Consider the following 19,188-nt stretch of genomic DNA (forward strand, 5'->3'; position numbering starts at 1 on the left):
GTGCCTCAGACCCGCGCCGCAGTCACGGCGGCCGAGCCCCAGGTGGTGCGCCAGCGCTGTTTGACGCCATGCAGGCCGAACCAGGCCAGCAGGCCGAGGCTGGCGAACAGCCACAGCCCCAACTGGTAGTCACCGGTGTGCTGCTTGATGGTGCCAAGCCCCGCAGCCAGCAGGAAGCCGCCAATACCACCGGCCATGCCGATCAGCCCGGTCATCACGCCGATCTCCTGGCGAAAACGTTGCGGCACCAGCTGGAATACCGCGCCATTGCCGGCGCCCAGGCCGAGCATGGCGCTGACGAACAGTGCCAGGGCAGCGGTTGCGCTGGGCAGGTTGAAGCCGACTGCGGCGATGCAGATGGCGGCCACGCTGTACATGCCCAGCAAGGTGCGGATGCCACCGAAGCGGTCGGCCAGCGCGCCGCCGAGTGGGCGCATCAGGCTGCCGGCAAAGACGCAGGCGGCCGTGTAGTAGCCGGCGGTGACCGGGCTCAGACCATATTGGTCACTGAAGTAGCCGGGCAGGGCGCTAGCCAGGCCGATGAAGCCGCCGAAGGTCACGCTGTAGAAGAACATGAACCACCAGCTGTCGCGGTCACCGAGGGCCTTGAGGTAGTCGGCCATGGCCTTGCGCTTGGGCCGCTCGGGTGCGTTGCGCGCCAGCAGGGCGAATACCACCAGGGTCAGCGACAGCGGGATCAGGGCGAAGCCGAACACGTTGTTCCAGCCAAAGCCTGCGGCCAGGGCGGGCGCCAACAACGCCGCGAACACCGTGCCCGAGTTGCCGGCACCGGCGATACCCATGGCCTTGCCCTGGTGCTGAGGCGGGTACCACTGCGAGGCCAGCGGCAGCGAAACGGCGAACGAGGCCCCGGCAAAACCCAGGAAGACGCCCAGCAGCAGGGCTTGCTCGTAGCTGTGCACGCCCAGGTACCAGGCGCCGGCCAGGGCAATGATGACCACGACCTGGCCGATCAGGCCGGCGGTCTTGGGCGACAGGCGATCGACCAGCAGGCCCATGGCGAAGCGCAATATCGCACCGGCCAGAATGGGTGTGGCCACCATCAGGCCCCGTTGCTGTGCACTCAGCTGCAAGTCGGCGGCAATTTGCACCGCCAGCGGGCCGAGCAGGTACCAGACCATGAAGCTCAGGTCGAAATACAGGAATGCAGCGAACAGTGTGGGCACATGCCCGGATTTCCAGAAGCTGGTACTCATTGAACACCTCACTCGGCAAAGCAACGGAACGAAAAAGACGCCGCTACCCGGTCCACGGCTGTGGAGGGGTGAGCGACGTCTTTGTCGGGATCAAGTGGGGCAACCGCCGTTGGCTACCGGTGTGGTTTCTTCAGCAAGAGCTGGGCCAACTCGCTCCTTCGGGTTTCAGCCCAACATTTCGTGCATGGCGATGATCTGCTCGGCCACCTGGATCAGCTTTTGTTGCCGGCTCATGGCCTGGCGGCGCATCAGGGTGTAGGCCTGCTCTTCGTTGCAGTCCTTCATCTTCATCAGCAAACCTTTGGCCTGTTCGATGCGCTTGCGCTCGGCCAGCTGCTGGTCGCGCGCCACCAGCTGCGCCTTGAGCGCCTGGTCGCTCTCGAAGCGGGCCATGGCCACATCCAGGATTGGCTGCAGCCGCGCGGCGTGGATGCCCTCGACGATGTAGGCGCTGACCCCCGCCTGGATAGCCTGGCGCATCACGCCCGGGTCATGCTCGTCGGTGAACAGCACGATGGGCCTTGGGCGGTCGCGGCTGACCAGCACCACTTGTTCCATCACGTCGCGATCCGGTGAGTCGGTATCGATCAACACGACGTCCGGGTGCACCGTTTCGACGCAGGCGGGCAGGTCGATGGTCAGGCCCGGGGCTTCGATGACGTCAAAGCCGGCCTCGCTCAGGGCCGCCTTTAGCCTGCCCAGCTTGTTTTGAGTGTCGTCGATCAACAGGATACGCAGCATGTTCATCCCCTCACAGGCCAGCGCAGGCTTCGGGTGTGTCGCCCAGGGCATGCAGGCGGAAGCTGCGGGCATAGCCGTAGGGGTCGCTGCCGTCCCAGCGTGTACCGTCGATCAGCAGGCTGCTGCGCATCGGCAGGCCGTGACAAGGGATACCGAGGGTGTCTGCGGCTTCGCGGTAGAGCCCCAGTTGCTGGACCTGGCTGGCCACGCCGAGGTAGTCGGGGTCGTCGCGTAGCAGGCCCCAGCGGCGGAACTGGGTCATGAACCACATGCCATCGGACAGGTACGGCAGGTTGGCCTGGCCCTGGTCGAACAGGCGCAGGGCGTGGGGGTCTTGCCACTGGTTGCCCAGCCCGTCCTGGTAGTCGCCGAGCAGGCGTGGCTCGATGTTGCCCACCGGGGTGTCGAGGTAGGCACTGGCGCTGAGCAACTGCGCGGTGCTGCGGCGGTTTTCAGGGCTTTGCTCGATGAAGCGGCTGGCCGCGAGGATCGCCTTGATCAAGGCGCGGGCACTGTTGGGGTACTGCTCGGCGAAGGTGCGGGCGCACGCGAGGACCTTCTCCGGGTGGTCCGGCCAGATCGACTGGCTGGTTGCCAAGGTAAAACCCTGGCCCTTGCCGACGGCATCGGCTGACCAGGGCTCGCCGACACAGAAACCGTCGATGCGGCCTGCCTGGATATGCGCGGCCATCTGTGCCGGCGGTACCACCACGCTGTCGACATCGCGCAGCGGGTGGATGCCTTGGCTCGCCAGCCAGTAGTACAACCACATGGCGTGGGTGCCCGTGGGGAAGGTCTGGGCAAAGGTCAGGCGTGCGCCATGCTGGTGCACCAGGCGCGCCAATGCCTCAGGGCTGGTCACACCCTTGCGTTGCAGGGCAGGGGAAAGGTTGATGGCCTGGGCATTCTGGTTCAGCCCCATGAGCACGGCCATGTCACTGGCCGGCACACCACCGATGCCCAGGTGCACGGCATAGGCCAGGCCGTACAGGCAGTGCGCGGCATCCAGTTCGCCGCTGACCAGTTTGTCGCGCAGCCCCGCCCAGGAACCCTGGCGCTTGAGGTTGAGGGCCAGGCCGTGCTGCTGGGCAAAACCCTGGGTGGCGGCGACCACCACCGAGGCGCAATCGGTCAGGGCCATGAAGCCAATGTTCAGGCTGGGTTTTTCCGGCGCGTCGCTGCCGTTGACCCAGGCCAGGGGCGTTGCTCGGGGTGCTGTGTTCACAAGGTTCCTCGCCCGTACTGAAAAGGCAGTGCGGTGTGCGAAGCAACGCATGTGCCAAGCGGCCGAGGATTTACTGTCATGCCAGCCGTGCGCTGGCTATAATCGCCCCCTCATTCACCCCGAGCCTTGCCCGCCCATGTATACCCTGGCCCGCCAGCTGCTGTTCAAGCTTTCCCCGGAAACCTCCCACGACCTGTCCCTGGACCTGATCGGTGCCGGTGGCCGTCTTGGCCTCAATGGCATGCTGTGCAAGCAGCCGGCGGCCTTGCCGGTGTCGGTCATGGGCTTGAACTTCGCCAACCCGGTGGGCCTTGCCGCTGGCCTGGACAAGAACGGCGCGGCCATCGATGGCTTTGCTCAGTTGGGCTTCGGCTTCGTCGAGATCGGTACCGTCACACCGCGCCCGCAGCCGGGCAATCCGAAGCCGCGGATTTTCCGCCTGCCGGAAGCGACGGCGATCATCAACCGCATGGGTTTCAACAACCTGGGCGTCGATCACCTGCTCAAGCGCGTGCGAGCTTCGCGCTACAACGGCGTGCTGGGCATCAACATCGGCAAGAACTTCGACACCCCGGTCGAGCGTGCGGTCGATGACTACCTGATCTGCCTGGACAAGGTCTATGCCGACGCCACCTACATCACCGTCAACGTCAGTTCGCCGAACACGCCGGGGCTGCGCAGCCTGCAGTTTGGCGACTCGCTGAAGCAGTTGCTCGATGCCTTGGCCGAGCGCCGCGAGCAGTTGGCGGTTACGCAGGGCAAGCGCGTGCCGTTGGCGATCAAGATCGCCCCGGACATGAGTGATGAAGAAACCGCACTGGTGGCTGCTGCGTTGATGGAATCGGGCATGGACGCGGTGATCGCCACCAACACCACGCTGAGCCGTGAAGGCGTCGAAAGCTTGCCTTATGGGGGCGAAGCCGGTGGTTTGTCGGGTGCACCGGTACTGGAGAAGAGTACTCACACGGTGAAGGTGCTGGCAGGTGAGCTGGGCGGCAAGCTGCCGATCATTGCTGCCGGTGGTATCACCGAGGGGCGTCACGCCGCCGAGAAAATCGCCGCGGGGGCCAGCCTGGTGCAGATCTATTCGGGCTTCATCTATAAAGGCCCTGCGCTGATCCGCGAGGCGGTGGACGCCATCGCCGCGATGCCAAGGTAACCTTCAGTTTTTAACCGGCCATAAAAAGGGCCCCGTCAAGGGGCCCCTGGGCCTTCGCCCGCCGCCCGGATGGGGCGTGCATGGTAAATCGAATTCAGTGTCCTCGATCAGCCAACGGCGTGATTTTCGTTGAGTCTATGGATGCCAGCGGTGCCAGTCATGCCGTCCCAGTTATCACCGCGACCTTCACGCCAGCCGTTGATCCAGGCTTGGCGAACAGAAGGAAGATTGAACGGGCAAAGTTCGCGGGATTTGCCGGTGACCCCGTATTGGTAGCCACGTGAATATGCTCTTTCCAACGGATCACGCTTAAGTCTTCTCATAGGGTGTTGCCCTCACTTGTTGACTGTAATGTCCCGTCGGCCTCTCCGAGGCCGGGCAGAGTCTTTCTGCCGGTTTGCGCTCGCTGCCGGCGTGGCGAGCTGAAGGTGCCGCCTCGTTGCGAAGCGGCCTAAGACCAGTTCTAACGAATGCGAGTCACGGTGTGAATGATCGATTTGTCATAAGCACGTAACCTTTCCAAGGATGAGGTGATAAGTAAATAAATGCGACTCAACCTTATTTGGCGTTGAGCCCGCTATGATCGGGGTTTGCCGATCATTGACGTCATTTCGCCAGCGTTGCTGGGCCATGACAGAATTATTTTGAAATGCGACGAAGGGTCACATCGGTCCCTGAATCGCTCGAATTTTTCAAACTGCCTGATGATCTAAGCTGTCTTTGCCCCTGGCGAAGTGCTGATCGGTCAGGCGGCCCGGTCGTTCTGCTGCGCAGTTGTGCGCAGGGGAGGGCCACTCGGATGCCTGCTGGAAGGGTGTTCGGGCAAACATCGCGGGGCGATGCGTCGCCTCGTCAGTCAAATAGCCAAAGGCTCTGGAATCCTCATGTCGGACCGTTTCGAACTCTATCTCACCTGCCCCAAGGGCCTGGAAGGCCTGCTCGCCGAAGAGGCCAAGGGCCTCGGCCTCGATGAGGTGCGCGAGCACACCTCGGCCATTCGCGGCGCCGCCGACATGGAAACCGCCTACCGCCTGTGCGTCTGGTCGCGCCTGGCCAACCGAGTGTTGCTGGTGCTCAAGCGCTTCAACATGAAGAACGCCGACGACCTCTACGACGGCGTCAACGCGGTTGACTGGGCCGACCACCTGGCCGCCGACGGTACGCTTGCGGTGGAGTTCAGCGGCCATGGCTCGGGCATCGACAACACCCATTTCGGTGCGCTCAAGGTCAAGGACGCCATCGTCGACAAGCTGCGCAACCGTGAAGGCCTGCGCCCGTCGGTGGAAAAGATCGACCCCGATGTGCGTGTGCACCTGCGCCTGGACCGCGGCGAGGCGATTCTCTCGCTCGACCTGTCCGGCCACAGCCTGCACCAGCGCGGCTACCGCTTGCAGCAAGGTGCCGCGCCGCTCAAGGAAAACCTGGCGGCGGCTGTGCTGATCCGCGCCGGTTGGCCGCGCATCGCTGCCGAAGGCGGCGCCCTGGCCGACCCGATGTGCGGTGTGGGTACCTTCCTGGTCGAAGCCGCAATGATTGCCGCCGATATGGCACCTAACCTCAAGCGCGAGCGTTGGGGCTTCAGCGCCTGGCTTGGCCATGTGCCGGCACTGTGGCGCAAGGTCCATGACGAGGCGCAAGCGCGCGCGCAGGCCGGCCTGGCCAAGCCACCGCTGTGGATCCGTGGCTACGAGGCCGACCCGCGGCTGATCCAGCCGGGGCGCAACAACGTCGAACGTGCCGGCCTGAGCGACTGGGTAAAGATCTACCAAGGCGAGGTCAGCACCTTCGAGCCGCGGCCAGACCAGAACCAGAAAGGCCTGGTCATCAGCAACCCGCCTTACGGCGAGCGCCTGGGCGACGAAGCCAGCCTGCTGTATCTCTATCAGAACCTGGGCGAACGTTTGCGCCAGGCCTGCATGGGCTGGGAAGCGGCGGTGTTCACCGGGGCGCCGGAGCTGGGCAAGCGCATGGGCATCCGTAGCCACAAGCAATACGCATTCTGGAACGGTGCGCTGCCGTGCAAGCTGCTGTTGTTCAAGGTGCAGCCTGACCAGTTCGTTACCGGCGAGCGTCGCGACCCTCAGGCTGAAAACGGCGAGGCCCGGCGCCAGGAGCCACAGGCAAGCGAGCCTGCGCGCCTGTCGGAAGGTGCGCAGATGTTCGCCAATCGTCTGCAAAAAAACCTCAAGCAACTGGGCAAGTGGGCCCGTCGCGAGCAGGTCGACTGCTACCGCCTGTACGATGCCGACATGCCCGAGTACGCCCTGGCAGTCGACCTCTACCAGGACTGGGTGCACGTGCAGGAATACGCGGCACCCCGCTCGATCGACCCAGAGAAGGCCCAGGCGCGTCTGCTCGATGCCCTGGCCGCGATTCCGCAGGCACTGGGTATCTCGCCCCAGCGCGTGGTGCTCAAGCGCCGCGAGCGCCAGAGCGGCACCCGTCAGTACGAGCGCCAGGCCACCGAAGGGCGCTTCCAGGAAGTCAACGAAGGCGGCGTCAAGCTGCTGGTCAACCTCACCGACTACCTGGACACCGGCCTGTTCCTCGACCATCGCCCGATGCGCATGCGCATCCAGCGCGAGGCTGCCGGTAAGCGCTTCCTCAACCTGTTCTGCTACACCGCCACGGCAACCGTGCATGCGGCCAAGGGCGGCGCGCGCAGCACCACCAGCGTCGACTTGTCGAAAACCTACCTGGACTGGGCGCGGCGCAACCTGTCGCTCAATGGTTTCTCCGAGCGCAACCGCCTGGAGCAGGGCGATGTGATGGCTTGGCTGGAAGCCAACCGCGACACCTATGACCTGATCTTCATCGACCCGCCGACCTTCTCCAACTCCAAGCGCATGGAAGGAGTGTTCGACGTACAGCGTGACCATGTGCAACTGCTGGACCTGGCGATGGCGCGGCTGGAGCCAGGTGGCGTGCTGTACTTCTCCAACAACTTCCGCAAGTTCCAGCTGGATGAGCACCTGATGGCGCGTTACGCAGTGGAGGAAATCACCGCCCAGACGCTGGACCCGGACTTCGCCCGCAACAACCGTATCCACCGCGCGTGGCGCCTGCAATTGCGCTGAAGCGACGAGGTGCATTGCGCCGCTGATGGCCAATAGCTATAACTGACGGCAGGGCAAGATAATCCGCAGGACGCTGACGTGACGAGATGGGTTTATGTCCAAGTTTGGCGTACGTGCGAGGTTTCTTGGCCTGTGCAGCGAAGGGGTGTCCGCCTGGGCCGTGGCGCTGGTGGCCTTGGTGGCTGGCGGCCTGCTGTCGGCCACCCTGGCGCTTGCCGCGCACACCTTCTACAAGCAGCAACTGCGCCAGCGCTTCGAGTTGCTGGCCAGCGAGCGCTACAGCCGCATCGCCGAGCGTTTTGATGATCAGCAGCAGCGCCTGGACGGGCTGCGGCGGTTTTTCAGCTTCTCCAATGAAATCACCCCCCGCGAATTCGAAGGTTACGCACGGCCCTTGCTGCAGCGCACTTTGGCTTACGCCTGGGCGCCGCGCGTAGAGGCGGCGCAGCGTGCCGATTTCGAGCAGCGCACCTCGGCCTGGTTGGGCCAGGGCTACGTGATCCGCGATCAGGATGCACAGGGCAACTGGCAGCCGGCGCCACTGCGTGACCATTACTTTCCGGTGCTCTACACCCAGTCAGCTGATCAGCCGGCACTCCCTTACGGGCTCGACCTTGCTGGCCAGGGTGCGCGCCAGGCAACCCTGGCGCGTGCGCTGGAGCCTGGCAGCATGGCGGTGTCCGAACCCCTGCACATCATGGATGCCGGGGCTGGGCGGCCGGCAGCGCAGGCACGTGGCCTGCTGATGGTGGCGCCAGTGTTCTCCGACGCAGCGCCGCATGGCGCGGCGGTGGGTTATGTGATGGCGTTGCTCAACCTGCGCGAGCTCATCAGCGATGGGTTGCCGGCCCCGGCCGATGACAATCTGGTCGTGCGCATCGAAGACCCTTCCGGGCTGCAAGGGCCTGAAGTGGTGTTCGACTCCCAGAACGAGGCAGCACCCCTTGCGTTGGCGAGCAGCCAGTTGCTGCACCTGGCCGACCACCCATTCCAGCTGTTTGTCCGGCCGAGCATGGCGTTTCTGAAGGCCAACCGTTCATCGGCTGCACTGGCGGTGGGGCTGTTGGGCGGGCTGTTGAGCCTGTTGCTCAGTACCTTGCTCTACAGCCTGTTCAGCCAGCGCCAGCGCGCCTTGACCCTGGTCGAGCAGCGCACCGCAGAGCTTCGAGTCAGCGAGCAATCGCTACGCGGTACGCACAACCAGTTGCGCAGCGTGCTGGATGCCGCGACCCAGGTGGCGATCATCGCTACCAACCTCAAGGGGGTGGTCAGCACCTTTAATGCCGGTGCCGAGCGCATGCTCGGCTATTCGGCCAGCGAGGCGATCGGCCAGCTGCGCCTGGAGGACCTGGTGCTGCCTGAAGAGCTCAGCCAGCGCGCCCATGCCTTGAGCCAGCGCTACGGGCGGCGTATTGCCGGTGGCCAGGCGATGTTTGCCGAAACGGTGCAGGAAAGCGGTGCCGAGCCGGGCGAGTGGACCTTGCTGCGCGCCGATGGCAGCCATCTGCTGGCCAACATGTTGGTCACGGCCATGCTCGATGAACAAGGCCTTTGGGTCGGCTACCTGGCGATCTGCATCGATGTCACGGAACGGCGCCGGGTGCATGAGGCGCTGGCGGCGCGTGACCGGCTGCTGGAAAAACTCAGTGCCGAGGTACCCGGCGGCATCTATCAGTACCGCCTGGATGCCGATGGCAGCTCGTGCTTCCCGTATGCCAGCAAAGGCCTGTACGACATCTACGAGGTCGACCTGCAGCAGCTGCGCGAGGACGCCACGCTGGTGTTCGAGCGTATCCACCCCGATGACCTGGACCGCGTACGCCGGTCGGTGCGCTACTCGGCCGACCACCTCACGCCGTGGCGCGAGGAGTACCGGGTCTGCCTGCCGCGTGTGGGCTTGCGCTGGGTGCGCGGCGAAGCGACACCAGAGGTCGGCGATGCGGGGTGTACCCTTTGGCATGGCTACCTGACCGACATCTCCGACCTCAAGGGGGTGGAGGAGGAGTTGCGTGCGCTGTCGGTGACCGACGCGCTCACCGGTATTCATAACCGGCGCTATTTCCAGGAGCGGCTCAAGGTCGAGCTGGATCGCGCTCAGCGTGATGGCTTGGCGTTGGCGGTGATCATGCTCGATATCGATCACTTCAAGCGCATCAACGACCAGTTCGGCCACGCGGTGGGTGACCTGGTGCTGCGCAGCCTGTGCCAGCGCATCGCCCTGCGCTTGCGACGAACCGACGTGTTCTGCCGGCTGGGCGGGGAGGAGTTCATGGTGCTGTGCCCGGGTAGCGATGCCGAGCAGGCGCGGCTGCTGGCGATGGAGCTGTGGCAGGGGGTGCGCAACGTACCGATCGAAGGGGTAGGCGAGGTGACTGCGAGCTTCGGTGTGGCGGGGTGGCGGCCAGGCGAGGGGGCCGATGCCTTGTTGTGGCGCGCGGATGCCGGGGTGTATGCCGCCAAGCAAGCGGGGCGGGACCGCGTGGAAGGCGAGTTGAGCTGAGCCCTGCACGGGCTCGGTGGCCGGCAGACACGGGGGCCGTTCCTTCGGCCCCCAACCGGTGTTTAGGCCGGGACTGGGTCAGTTGGCCGCAGTACTGGTGCCCAGTTTCGGCTGGCGATAGAGGTCCAGCAGCACCTGGTCAAGCACCTGCGATGCGCCCCACGGTTTCGGGTCGTTGAGAATGGCCGCGACCGCCCAGGTATGCCCGTTGCTGTCGCGGCTGAAGCCCGCGATGGCCCGTACGGTATTCAGGGTGCCGGTCTTGATGTGCCCCTCACCGGTCATGGCCGTGCGTTTCAGGCGCTTGCGCATGGTGCCGTCCATGCCCACCAGCGGCATGGAGCTGATGAACTCGGCCGAGTAGGGGCTCTTCCAGGCAGCCTGCAGCAGCGCGGCCATCTCGCGGGTGCTGACGCGTTCGGCGCGCGACAGGCCGGAGCCGTTCTCCATCACCAGGTGAGGTGCAGTAATGCCTTTTTTCGCCAACCACTGGCGAACGACGCGTTGCGCCGCACGGGCATCATCGCCATCGGCATCGGTACGGAACTGTGCACCCAGGCTGAGGAACAGCTGCTGGGCCATGGTGTTGTTGCTGTACTTGTTGATGTCGCGGATCACTTCCACCAGGTCGGGCGAGAAGGCCCGTGCCAGCAGGCGTGCGCTCTTGGGCACGTTCTCGATACGATCGCGGCCCTGGATGCTGCCACCGAGCTCGTTCCAGATCGCTCGCACGGCGCCAGCGGCGTAGGTCGGGTGATCGAGCAGCGACAGGTAGGTCTGCGAGTTGCAGCCATCGCCAAGTTGGCCGCTGACCACCACGCTGACGCCATCGGCCTGGGGCACAGGGTTGTAGCGCACGTCACCCTTGCACTGCTTGGACGCCACGGCCTTGACCTGGTTGTCGATGCGGATGTTGGCAATCGGCGGTTCGACGGCGATGGTCACCTTGCCACCATCGTTGCGGGCGACAAAGCGCAGTGCCTTGAGGTTGACCAGCAACGAGTCAGGTTTGACCAGGAACGGCTTGTTGACGTCGCCGCCATCATCGTTGAACTGCGGCAGGTTGGGCTGCACGAAGTGGCTGCGGTCCAGTACCAGGTCACCGCTGATGGTGCGCACGCCGTTGGCGCGCAGGTCACGCATCAGCAGCCACAGTTTTTCCATGTTCAGCTTCGGGTCGCCGCCACCTTTGAGGTACAGGTTGCCGTTGAGCACACCGTTGCTCAAGGTGCCGTCGGTGTAGAATTCGGTCTTCCACTGGAACGTCGGGCCGAGCAGTTCAAGGGCTGCGTAGGTGGTGACCAGCTTCATGGTCGAGGCCGGGTTCACCGAGACGTCGGCGTTGAACACGGTCGCCGCGCCTGGCCCATCCAGCGGCAGCATCACCAAAGACAGCGCGGTGTCTTGCAGCTTGTTGGCTTTAAGCGCCTGCTGCACCTTGGCTGGCAGGCTGGTATTGACGGCGGCGGCCTGGCTGGGCAGGGCGAAGGGCAGGAGCAGGCCGGCGAGAACGAGGGGACGGAGCGTTTTGATCATATTCAGTAAATACCCTGCGGCGAGGGAGAAGGACATTGGGGCTGTAAGAGATGATGGCCCCAGGACGAAATAGAACGCGCATTATGCCCCAAGCTTAGCCACGATGGGCCACGTTCGACACAAAAGCGACGCCAACAAAAAAGGCCACCCCGAAGGATGGCCTTTTCAGCGTGCAAGCCGCTGGGAAGCGCAGGTATCACTCGGCCGCGTTGATCGCGTTGCCCGGATACCATGCGTCGAGCAGCGGGCTGACTTCGATCTTGGTCAGTTCGCTGCGGCCCTTGAGCCAGGCTTCGACGGCAGCACGCTGCTCTTCGGTGACCGAACCGCGTTTGGCCGAGCACACCAGACCGAAATCGTCACCGCCTACGTAGTCGAGGCCGTTGGCGTCCATGGCTTCTTCCAGGAAGGCATCGAGGAATGCGTCGATCGCCTGATCATCCAGGTCTTCCTTGAAGTCCAGGTTCAGCTCGAAGCCCAATTCCTGAAACTCGTCGACACACAGCTTTTTGCGCAGGCGGCGGGAGCGGTTAGTGGCCATGAAACAATCCTCTTAGGTAATATCGCCGCGCAGTCTACCAGCTTCGGCGTGTGGCTGCCTTGCTCATTCAAGCCCGCCGGTAGCCTTGATGTCAGCGGCCAACGCCTTCTCCACCCGGCGCATGTGCCGGGCCAGTGCCTGGCGCCGTAGGCGCAGTTGCGGTGTCGGCAACGTGGTGTTCTGCAGCGCTTCGCACGCCGCCATCAGCTCGGGCGCCTCCAGCATGCGGGCGGCGCTGAGGATCTTGTGCGCCTGGTCGGCAACGGCGTCGGCGTCTTGCGCGGGCAGGCTCATCAGAATCACCAGGTCCGTTTGCAGGCTCTCGTGCAGGGCGGCCAGAAAGCGTTTGCGGTCGTTCGGGGCTTGGCCGACGATCGTGCCCAGGCCCTCCAGGTCGAACAGTTTGCGCCGCCATGGCTGCCGGCCCCGTGGGCTGATGCCGGCCAGGCGCTGGCTCAGGGTGGTCAGGCTGATGGGTTTGAGCAGGCAGTCATCCATGCCGGCATCCAGGCACTTGCGCATGACCTCGGGCTGGGCGTTGGCGGTATAGCCGAGGATGGTGCAGCGCGATCGCCCGTATTGCCGTTCTTCGGCACGTACGGTACTGGCCAACTGGTAGCCGTTCATGTGCGGCATGTTGCAGTCGAGCACCAACACATCGAAGGCGCCTGCGCGCCACAGGCCCAAGCCTTCACGGCCATCCCTGGCGCAGGTGTGGCCCAGGCCCAGGTAACCCAGCTGCTGCGCCATCAACTGCAGGTTGGCGGGATGGTCGTCGATCACCAGCACGTTCAGGCGTGGATCGGGTACGTCGACAGGTTCGATCACCGGCCTCTCGACAGCGTCGGCGCTGACAACTTGCAACGGCATTTTCAAGCGAACCTGGGTACCGACATCTTCGAGGCTCTTGATGGTCAGCGTGCCTCCCATCATTTCGCACAGGCTCCGGCAGATCGCCAGGCCAAGGCCAGTGCCTGCGCGGGCACCCTGGCTGTGCGGGTTGGCCTGGATGAATGGGTTGAACAGGCGTTGCAAGTCATCGGCGTGAATACCGATGCCGCTGTCACGTACTTCCAGCTCTAGGGTCGGGTAAGGGGAGGCTTCTGCTTCCTGCAGGCAAACGCAGATGCGTACCTGGCCATGCTCGGTGAACTTGATGGCGTTGCTGACCAGGTTGGACAGCACCTGCTTGAAGCGCAGCGGGTCGAGCAATGCATGGCAGCGGGCCGCCGGTTCGATCATCACCTCCAGGGCCAGGCCCTTCTGCCGCGCCTGGCCATCGAAGATGCGGCCCACCGACTCGACCAGCGCGGCCAGGTCGACCGGCTCCGGAGTGAGTGACAGATGCCCGGATTCGATGCGCACGATATCGAGGATATCGCCGATCAGCCCCAGCAGATCCTTGGCTGAATGGTGGGCCAGTTCCAGGGCTGAACGGTCCACCCGCCCCTGGTCGGCACGTTTGACGGCAAGTTCGAGCATGCCGATGACGGCGTTCATCGGCGTACGGATTTCATGGCTGATGGTGGCCAGGAACGTGCTTTTGGCGCGGTTGGCATCTTCGGCTTGCTGCTTGGCCTGGCGCAGTTCCTGAACCAGCTGGCGCCGTTCGCTGATATCGATCCAGCCGCCGATGATGCCTTGTACCTCGCCCAGCGAATCGCGGTACGGCAAAATCCAGTGGTAGATGGTCATTTCGCGGCCTTTCACCCGCAGCGGCCGATCGATGATCAGTGGGGTCCCGGCGGCCATGACCTTCAGGTAATCGGCCTGGATCTGGTGAGTATGTTCGCAGTCAGCGAACAGGCTTTGCTCCAGGCGCTTGCCCATGACCTCTTCGCTGCAGGCCTGAACGGCTTCCAGGTAGCTGTCGTTGCAACTTTGCAGGCAACCCTCGTGATCACGCACGTACATGGGGTGCGGTGTGCCGTTGAGCAGTGCACGCATGAATGCCAGCTGGTCGTTCAACGCCCGCTCGGCGCTTTGACGCTGCTTGATCTGCAGGCGCAGGCGGGCATTCCAGATCAGTGCCAGCAGCAGCAACAGCCCGGTACCCAGCAGCACCTGCCAGGCAAGCCGGCGAAAGCTTTGCCAGGTGCTGTCGTCATGCAGGCCGTAACCACGCCAGCGGTTGTTGATCACCCCCAGTTCTTCCGGCGGAATGCTCAACAACGCCTTGTCGAGGATCGATACCAGCGTCTGTGAATGGCTGGCGGCTGCCATGGCGTAGCTGGCCGGCTCGCTGCCGACGGTGGCGCGTATGACCAGGTCGGGGTGGGTGGCCACCGCATGGTTGGCGTCTATCAAGGTGGTGATCACGGCATCTACAGCACCGCTTTTGAGCAGCGCCGTGGAATAGAAGGAGCTCTCGGTCTCGATCCAGCCAATGTGCGGATAGCGCGTGGAAAGGTCATCCATCGCGCTGTAGCGGGTAATCGCGATGCGTCGGTCCTTGAGTTGTTCCAGAGAGGTGTACTGCCCGTTGCTCGCTCGGCTGACCAATACATAGACACTTTCAAGGTAAGGGCGGCTGATTTGCAGGGTCTGCTCGGCCTCACCGTCGGTAGTGAGCGCCGCAATCACATCCGCCCGGCCGTCCTTGAGGCGGGCGATCATGTCGGCGATGCCGCTGGCGCGCTGCACCTCGAAACGCAGGCCGGTGCGCAGGCGGATGAGCTCCAGCAGGTCGGCGGTGATGCCCCTGAAATATCCCGAACCATCGAAGAAGGACAAGGGCGCCGCAGTATCGTCGATGGCCACGCGCATGACCGGGTGGTGTTGCAACCAGAATTCCTCAGCCTCTGTCAGTTGCAGCTTGCGGTCGGTCAGAAGCAGGTCGCTGCCGGCACTCCAGCGCTTGAAGATACTGGCGCGCACGGCTGCAGGCTGATTGTCGAGAATGGCGTTGACCAGTTCCAGCAGCAACGCATCCGCCTTGCGCATGGCAAAGCTGAAGCCGATCGCTTCGTGCTTGCTGAAATTGGCGATGCGCAGGCCAGGCAGGTGGCCGCGATTGAGCTGGTAATGGGTGGAGATGGTGTCGCCGATGAACACGTCGGCCTGGCCAAATGCAACTGCATTCAAGGCCTGGGAAGACGAGCCGAAGGCCAGCAGCTGGGCCTTGGGGTAGGCACTGCCTATCTCCTGCCTCGGCAGGTAGTGGTAGAGCATGCCCAGTCGCATGTTCTCCAGGCCCAGGTCCAGAGGGCGGCGTTCGTCCTCACGGGTGACCAGCACCGGCTGGTCAATGGCATAGGGGTGCGACAGTGCCAGACCGTCCGTTGTCGCTTCATAGCCGTTGGCACTGCCGAGCAGGTCGATATCGCCGCGTTTGAGTGCCTCTACCGCTGCCTGTCGGCTGTTAAAGCGCAGCACGCGTACAGGCAACTGCAGGGCAAGGCCGATCAGGTTTGCATACTCGGCGGTGAGGCCTTGATAGTCGCGGCCACCACTGGTGATGTCGAAGGGCGGATAATCGGGCGCAGAGGTACCCAGCACCAGTTCGTGTCGGCTTTCGAGCCATTGGCGTTGCGGGGCCGTGAGCGAAGGCTGTGCTGGCATTACCGGTGAGCGTGCCAGCAGGTCATACGCGGTAACCCCGTGGTGGTTGGCGTGTATCGCGCCGCTGACCAGTGCCAGAGCGAGTAACAGCCGGGCGATATGGCGCGCCATGAAAACCCTCAGACCAGTGCGTTGCGTTTGGCCATTTCGATCAGGTCCACCAAGGTCTCGACCTGGAGTTTGTGCATCAGGCGCTTCTTGTAGGTACTCACCGTCTTGTTGCTGAGGAACATGCCTTTGGCGATTTCCTTGTTGCTTCGCCCTTGGGCAAATAATTGCAGGACCATAAGTTCACGGTCATTGACCTGGCGGAAGAGTTGCAGGTCGGCATCTACCGATTGATTGTGTTTGATGGCCTGGCTGGGGAAATAGTTGTAACCGGCTAGTACTGCCTTGATCGCGCTGAGCAGTTCGCTGAGGTCTTCCTGCTTGCACACATAGCCCGCAGCACCCGAGTGCATGCAGCGTACGGCGAACAACGCCGGGGATTGGGCGGTGAGCACCAGAACCTTCAACGGCAGGGACATGGCCTGAAAGCGGGAAAGTACCTCTAGGCCGTCTAGCTTGGGGATGCTGATGTCGAGGATGACCAGGTCAGGGGCGGATTCTCGAATCATCTGCATGGCGTCCACGCCATTGTCCGATTCGCCGACGATCTTGTAGTTCTGATTTTCCAGCAACATACGGACGGCCAGGCGGATAACGGGGTGGTCGTCGACAATAAATACGGAGTGCATGTTCAACTTCCCTGCGGGCGAGTGAGGGTGACGGGTCGCACCTTATCCCAGTTGGAAGTCGTCGGGCATGTGAGGAAGGGCTATTCGCGGTATATGGGAAATGGCTTACAGGATAAAACAAATCAGGCTACGAATTTACCCTGTGGAGCTTGATGTCAAACCTTGATTGGTAACTTTTCATTGAGTGTTATTCGTAGTGTTTAATCGGCAGCTACGCAAGTAGGAAGTTTCCTTCAAGAAAGGGTGCAGCCAGAGGCCGTGCTCGGGCTGCACCTGTCGGGCTCAGGTCGGGCTGGAGCGCCCCGTCATTTCGCGGGCCATTTCACTGGCATAGCTGTCGGTCATGCCGGCGATGAAGTCGATCATGCGCAGGAAGGCGCTGTGCAATGAGCCATGCGGGTCCGGTGCATTGTTGCCGATCAGGTCGAGCACACGCCGGCTCTTGAACGACGGGGTGCGGCCGCCATGCTGTTCGAGGGCCGCACCGCAGAAGGTGTTCAAGAGGATCTCGAGCGTGGTGTAGGCGCCTATCTCGTGCAGGGTCTTGCGTTTGTCCTGGAAGATCTTGTTGCGCGCCATGTCCTTGGCTTGCAGCACGCAGTGCTTGGCCGGGCCGTGCATGTGTTCGACCAGGTCGCCGGGCAGATGCCCGGCGAGCAGTGCCTGTTGCTGTTCGACGAAGGCGTGGGCGGCGGCGTTGGTCAGGTGTTCGATGGCCTTGCCGCGCAGGATCGCCAGCTTGCGCCGTCGCGAGTCGCGCGGGCCGAGTTGGCGATAGGTTTCCGGCAGGTCGTCGCCCACCAGGCCGAGTAGCAGCGCCTCGACTTCGGCATACTCCAGCAACTCCATCTCCACGCCGTCTTCCAAGTCGATCAGCGCATAGCAGATGTCATCTGCGGCCTCCATCAGGTAGACCAGCGGGTGGCGCGCCCAGCGTTGATCTTCCAGTTGCGGCAAGCCGAGTTTGCGGGCGATCTGTTCGAGCAACGGCAGTTCGCTCTGGTAGCTGCCGAACTTGTGTTTCTTGTAACCCAGGGCATCGGCATGGCGGGCGCTCCAGGGGTACTTGAGGTAAGTGCCGAGGGTGGCGTACGTCAGCCGGGTGCCGCCGTCGAACTGGTGATACTCCAGTTGGGTGAGTACGCGAAAGCCTTGGGCATTGCCTTCGAAGTTGAGGAAGTCGGCGCGCTCGTCATCGCTCATGTCGTCCAGCCAGCCACGCCCTGCTGCCTGCTGGAACCAGTGGCGGATGGCGTCTTCGCCGGAGTGGCCGAACGGCGGGTTGCCGATGTCGTGAGCCAGGCAGGCCGATTGCACGATCATCCCGAGGTCACTTGGTTCGCACCAGTCTGGCAGGCTGTCACGCAGGGTTTCGCCCACCCGCATGCCGAGCGAGCGGCCGACGCAACTGACTTCCAGGGAATGGGTCAGGCGCGTATGGATATGGTCGTTGCTGGTAACCGGGTGTACTTGAGTCTTGCGCCCAAGCCGGCGGAAGGCGCCGGAGAAGATGATGCGGTCGTGGTCCTTGTGGAAAGGGCTGCGCCCGAGTTCTTCGGGGCTGTACAGGGCTTTGCCCAGGCGTTCGCGGGTCAGCAAGGTATGCCAGTCCAAGGCTCGATCTCCTGTCGGTCGATGGGCATAGCTTCCTGTGTCGTGAGTCACCATGCAAGCTGAAGGTTTACGCGACCACCGGCTGGTGATCGCGTCTGTTCAGGTGATGCTAAAACGTCAGTGCCGGCGGCTGCCCTGCAGGTACAGCCGGATCAGTGGCAGCAGGCTGCCGCCCAGGCGCACCAGCCGTGTCAGGTTGCCACTGCGCACGCCCTTGCCGGTGAGAAAGCCCATGGCGACCACCGCGCCAATCCCCCACAGCGGCGCATGCTTGATACCAAGCCCCTCGTGCAGCGAACTGCCCATGCCGCGCATGCGCTGCAGTGGCTCAAGCAGTTGCCCCGACTCGTGGCGGATTTCCTGGCGGTGCATCTCCAGACGCAGGCGCAACAGCGCCTTGCGCAGTTCGCGAGGGTTACGGGTATTGGGTAGTTCAGGCAGGCTCATGGCAACAGGCGCTCCCGGTCCTTGGCGAGTTCCTCGAGGGTTGCGCCGAACGGCGATGACTCGTCGAACACCGCAGCCTTCAAACGCAAACCGCAATACAACGCGGCCACACCGTAGAACACGCACAGGCCGATGATGCCAGCCAGGCGATAGCTGTCCCACAGCAGCACCAGCAGCAGCCCGGACAGCGCTGTCAGCAGCAGCAGGGCGAACACCAGTGCCAAGCCTGCGAACAACAGCAGGCTCAAGGTGCGGCCCTTCTGCTCCTGCAGCTCGATACCAAACAGCTCGATGTGGCTGTGCAGCAGCCCGAGCATCGCCGCGCCCAGGCGTTTGCCCGAAGCGCCGGCGCCGATGGCGTCATTCTCCATGGGAACCCCTCAGCGCCGATTGGCCAGCAGGCCGATCAACAGCCCCACGCCGGCCGCAATACCGATGGCCTGCCAGGGGTTTTCCTGCACGTACTGCTCGGCGGTGCCAAGGGCTGCCTGGCCGCGGTCACGCACCGATTCCTGAGTCAGTTGCAGGGTTTCGCGGGCCTGGGTCAGGCGGTCATGGATCTGCTCACGTAATTCGTCAGCCTGATCGCCTGCCAGGTTGGCGGTGTCGGCGAGGAGCTTCTCGGTGTCGCGGACCAAGGCCTGAAAGTCAGCCATCAATATCTCTTGAGCAGTCTTTGCCGATTTGCTGGCCATGGGTCTCTCCCTGTCGATGAGTGTTGGTAGTTCGAGTGATAGCACATACCGAAGGTTCAAGTGGCTGTGCGGGTAACTGGGCTGGTATGGGCCTTGCTAAGGCTTTGCCACGTTGCGGGGCGCCGCTGGCGCGCACTG

General features: G+C 63.4%; 15 protein-coding genes. 3 read left to right on the forward strand and 12 right to left on the reverse strand.

The window, feature by feature from the left end; all coding sequences use genetic code 11:
- Positions 1-5 precede the first annotated feature (5 nt).
- The 3 genes from NP534_RS00105 to NP534_RS00115 all read right to left on the reverse strand — a co-directional run bounded on the left by NP534_RS00105 (position 6) and on the right by NP534_RS00115 (position 3,183).
- Positions 6-1,217 (reverse strand): nitrate/nitrite transporter, encoded by a 1,212-nt coding sequence (locus tag NP534_RS00105; RefSeq protein WP_047583276.1) that lies wholly within the window; start codon positions 1,215-1,217, stop codon positions 6-8.
- A gap of 165 nt (positions 1,218-1,382) precedes the next feature.
- Positions 1,383-1,958, reverse strand: coding sequence for an ANTAR domain-containing response regulator (locus NP534_RS00110; protein WP_186653930.1), 576 nt, complete (start codon positions 1,956-1,958; stop codon positions 1,383-1,385).
- A 10-nt stretch (positions 1,959-1,968) separates the two neighbouring features.
- Positions 1,969-3,183: a CmpA/NrtA family ABC transporter substrate-binding protein gene (locus tag NP534_RS00115; RefSeq protein WP_274097354.1), complete on the reverse strand. Its 1,215-nt coding sequence runs from the start codon at positions 3,181-3,183 to the stop codon at positions 1,969-1,971.
- Between the two features lie 136 nt (positions 3,184-3,319).
- Between NP534_RS00115 and NP534_RS00120 the strand changes: the two genes are divergently transcribed.
- Positions 3,320-4,342 carry a quinone-dependent dihydroorotate dehydrogenase gene (locus NP534_RS00120; protein WP_274097355.1) on the forward strand — a complete coding sequence of 341 codons (1,023 nt, stop codon included), beginning with the start codon at positions 3,320-3,322 and terminating at the stop codon, positions 4,340-4,342.
- Between the two features lie 107 nt (positions 4,343-4,449).
- Here NP534_RS00120 and rmf read toward each other — a convergent pair whose 3' ends face one another.
- Positions 4,450-4,665 (reverse strand): ribosome modulation factor, encoded by a 216-nt coding sequence (gene rmf / locus NP534_RS00125; RefSeq protein WP_003248687.1) that lies wholly within the window; start codon positions 4,663-4,665, stop codon positions 4,450-4,452.
- A gap of 561 nt (positions 4,666-5,226) precedes the next feature.
- On the opposite strand from rmf, the gene rlmKL reads away from it, so the two are divergent.
- Entirely contained in the window at positions 5,227-7,419 is a 2,193-nt protein-coding gene (gene rlmKL / locus NP534_RS00130; protein ID WP_274097356.1) for a bifunctional 23S rRNA (guanine(2069)-N(7))-methyltransferase RlmK/23S rRNA (guanine(2445)-N(2))-methyltransferase RlmL, read from the forward strand.
- Between the two features lie 94 nt (positions 7,420-7,513).
- A complete protein-coding gene (locus NP534_RS00135; RefSeq protein ID WP_274097357.1) occupies positions 7,514-9,919 on the forward strand; it encodes a sensor domain-containing diguanylate cyclase in 2,406 nt (801 codons plus the stop codon).
- A gap of 78 nt (positions 9,920-9,997) precedes the next feature.
- On the opposite strand, the gene dacB is transcribed toward NP534_RS00135, so the two are convergent.
- From dacB to NP534_RS00175, 8 genes are all read right to left on the reverse strand, one after another.
- Entirely contained in the window at positions 9,998-11,455 is a 1,458-nt protein-coding gene (gene dacB, locus NP534_RS00140; RefSeq protein WP_274097358.1) for a D-alanyl-D-alanine carboxypeptidase/D-alanyl-D-alanine endopeptidase, read from the reverse strand.
- Positions 11,456-11,651: 196 nt separating this feature from the next.
- Positions 11,652-11,996, reverse strand: a complete 345-nt coding sequence (locus tag NP534_RS00145; RefSeq protein ID WP_047583280.1) for a YggL family protein — start codon at positions 11,994-11,996, stop codon at positions 11,652-11,654.
- Between the two features lie 63 nt (positions 11,997-12,059).
- The gene (locus NP534_RS00150; RefSeq protein ID WP_274097359.1) at positions 12,060-15,668 is read right to left on the reverse strand and encodes an ATP-binding protein; all 3,609 of its coding nucleotides are present in this window, start codon (positions 15,666-15,668) and stop codon (positions 12,060-12,062) included.
- Positions 15,669-15,676: 8 nt separating this feature from the next.
- Complete coding sequence (locus NP534_RS00155) at positions 15,677-16,294, reverse strand: response regulator transcription factor (protein ID WP_274097360.1); 618 nt, start codon at positions 16,292-16,294, stop codon at positions 15,677-15,679.
- Positions 16,295-16,576: 282 nt separating this feature from the next.
- The gene (locus tag NP534_RS00160) at positions 16,577-17,908 is read right to left on the reverse strand and encodes a deoxyguanosinetriphosphate triphosphohydrolase (protein WP_033700467.1); all 1,332 of its coding nucleotides are present in this window, start codon (positions 17,906-17,908) and stop codon (positions 16,577-16,579) included.
- Between the two features lie 117 nt (positions 17,909-18,025).
- Positions 18,026-18,355 carry a hypothetical protein gene (locus NP534_RS00165; RefSeq protein WP_274097361.1) on the reverse strand — a complete coding sequence of 110 codons (330 nt, stop codon included), beginning with the start codon at positions 18,353-18,355 and terminating at the stop codon, positions 18,026-18,028.
- Positions 18,352-18,726, reverse strand: coding sequence for a phage holin family protein (locus NP534_RS00170; protein ID WP_033700463.1), 375 nt, complete (start codon positions 18,724-18,726; stop codon positions 18,352-18,354). The genes NP534_RS00165 and NP534_RS00170 overlap by 4 nt, the downstream gene beginning before the upstream one ends.
- A 9-nt stretch (positions 18,727-18,735) precedes the next feature.
- Positions 18,736-19,050, reverse strand: coding sequence for a DUF883 family protein (locus tag NP534_RS00175; protein ID WP_047583282.1), 315 nt, complete (start codon positions 19,048-19,050; stop codon positions 18,736-18,738).
- Positions 19,051-19,188: the final 138 nt, after the last annotated feature.

It is taken from the genome of Pseudomonas sp. 39004 (genome assembly GCF_028682155.1).
In the GTDB taxonomy this organism is placed as follows: domain Bacteria; phylum Pseudomonadota; class Gammaproteobacteria; order Pseudomonadales; family Pseudomonadaceae; genus Aquipseudomonas; species Aquipseudomonas capeferrum.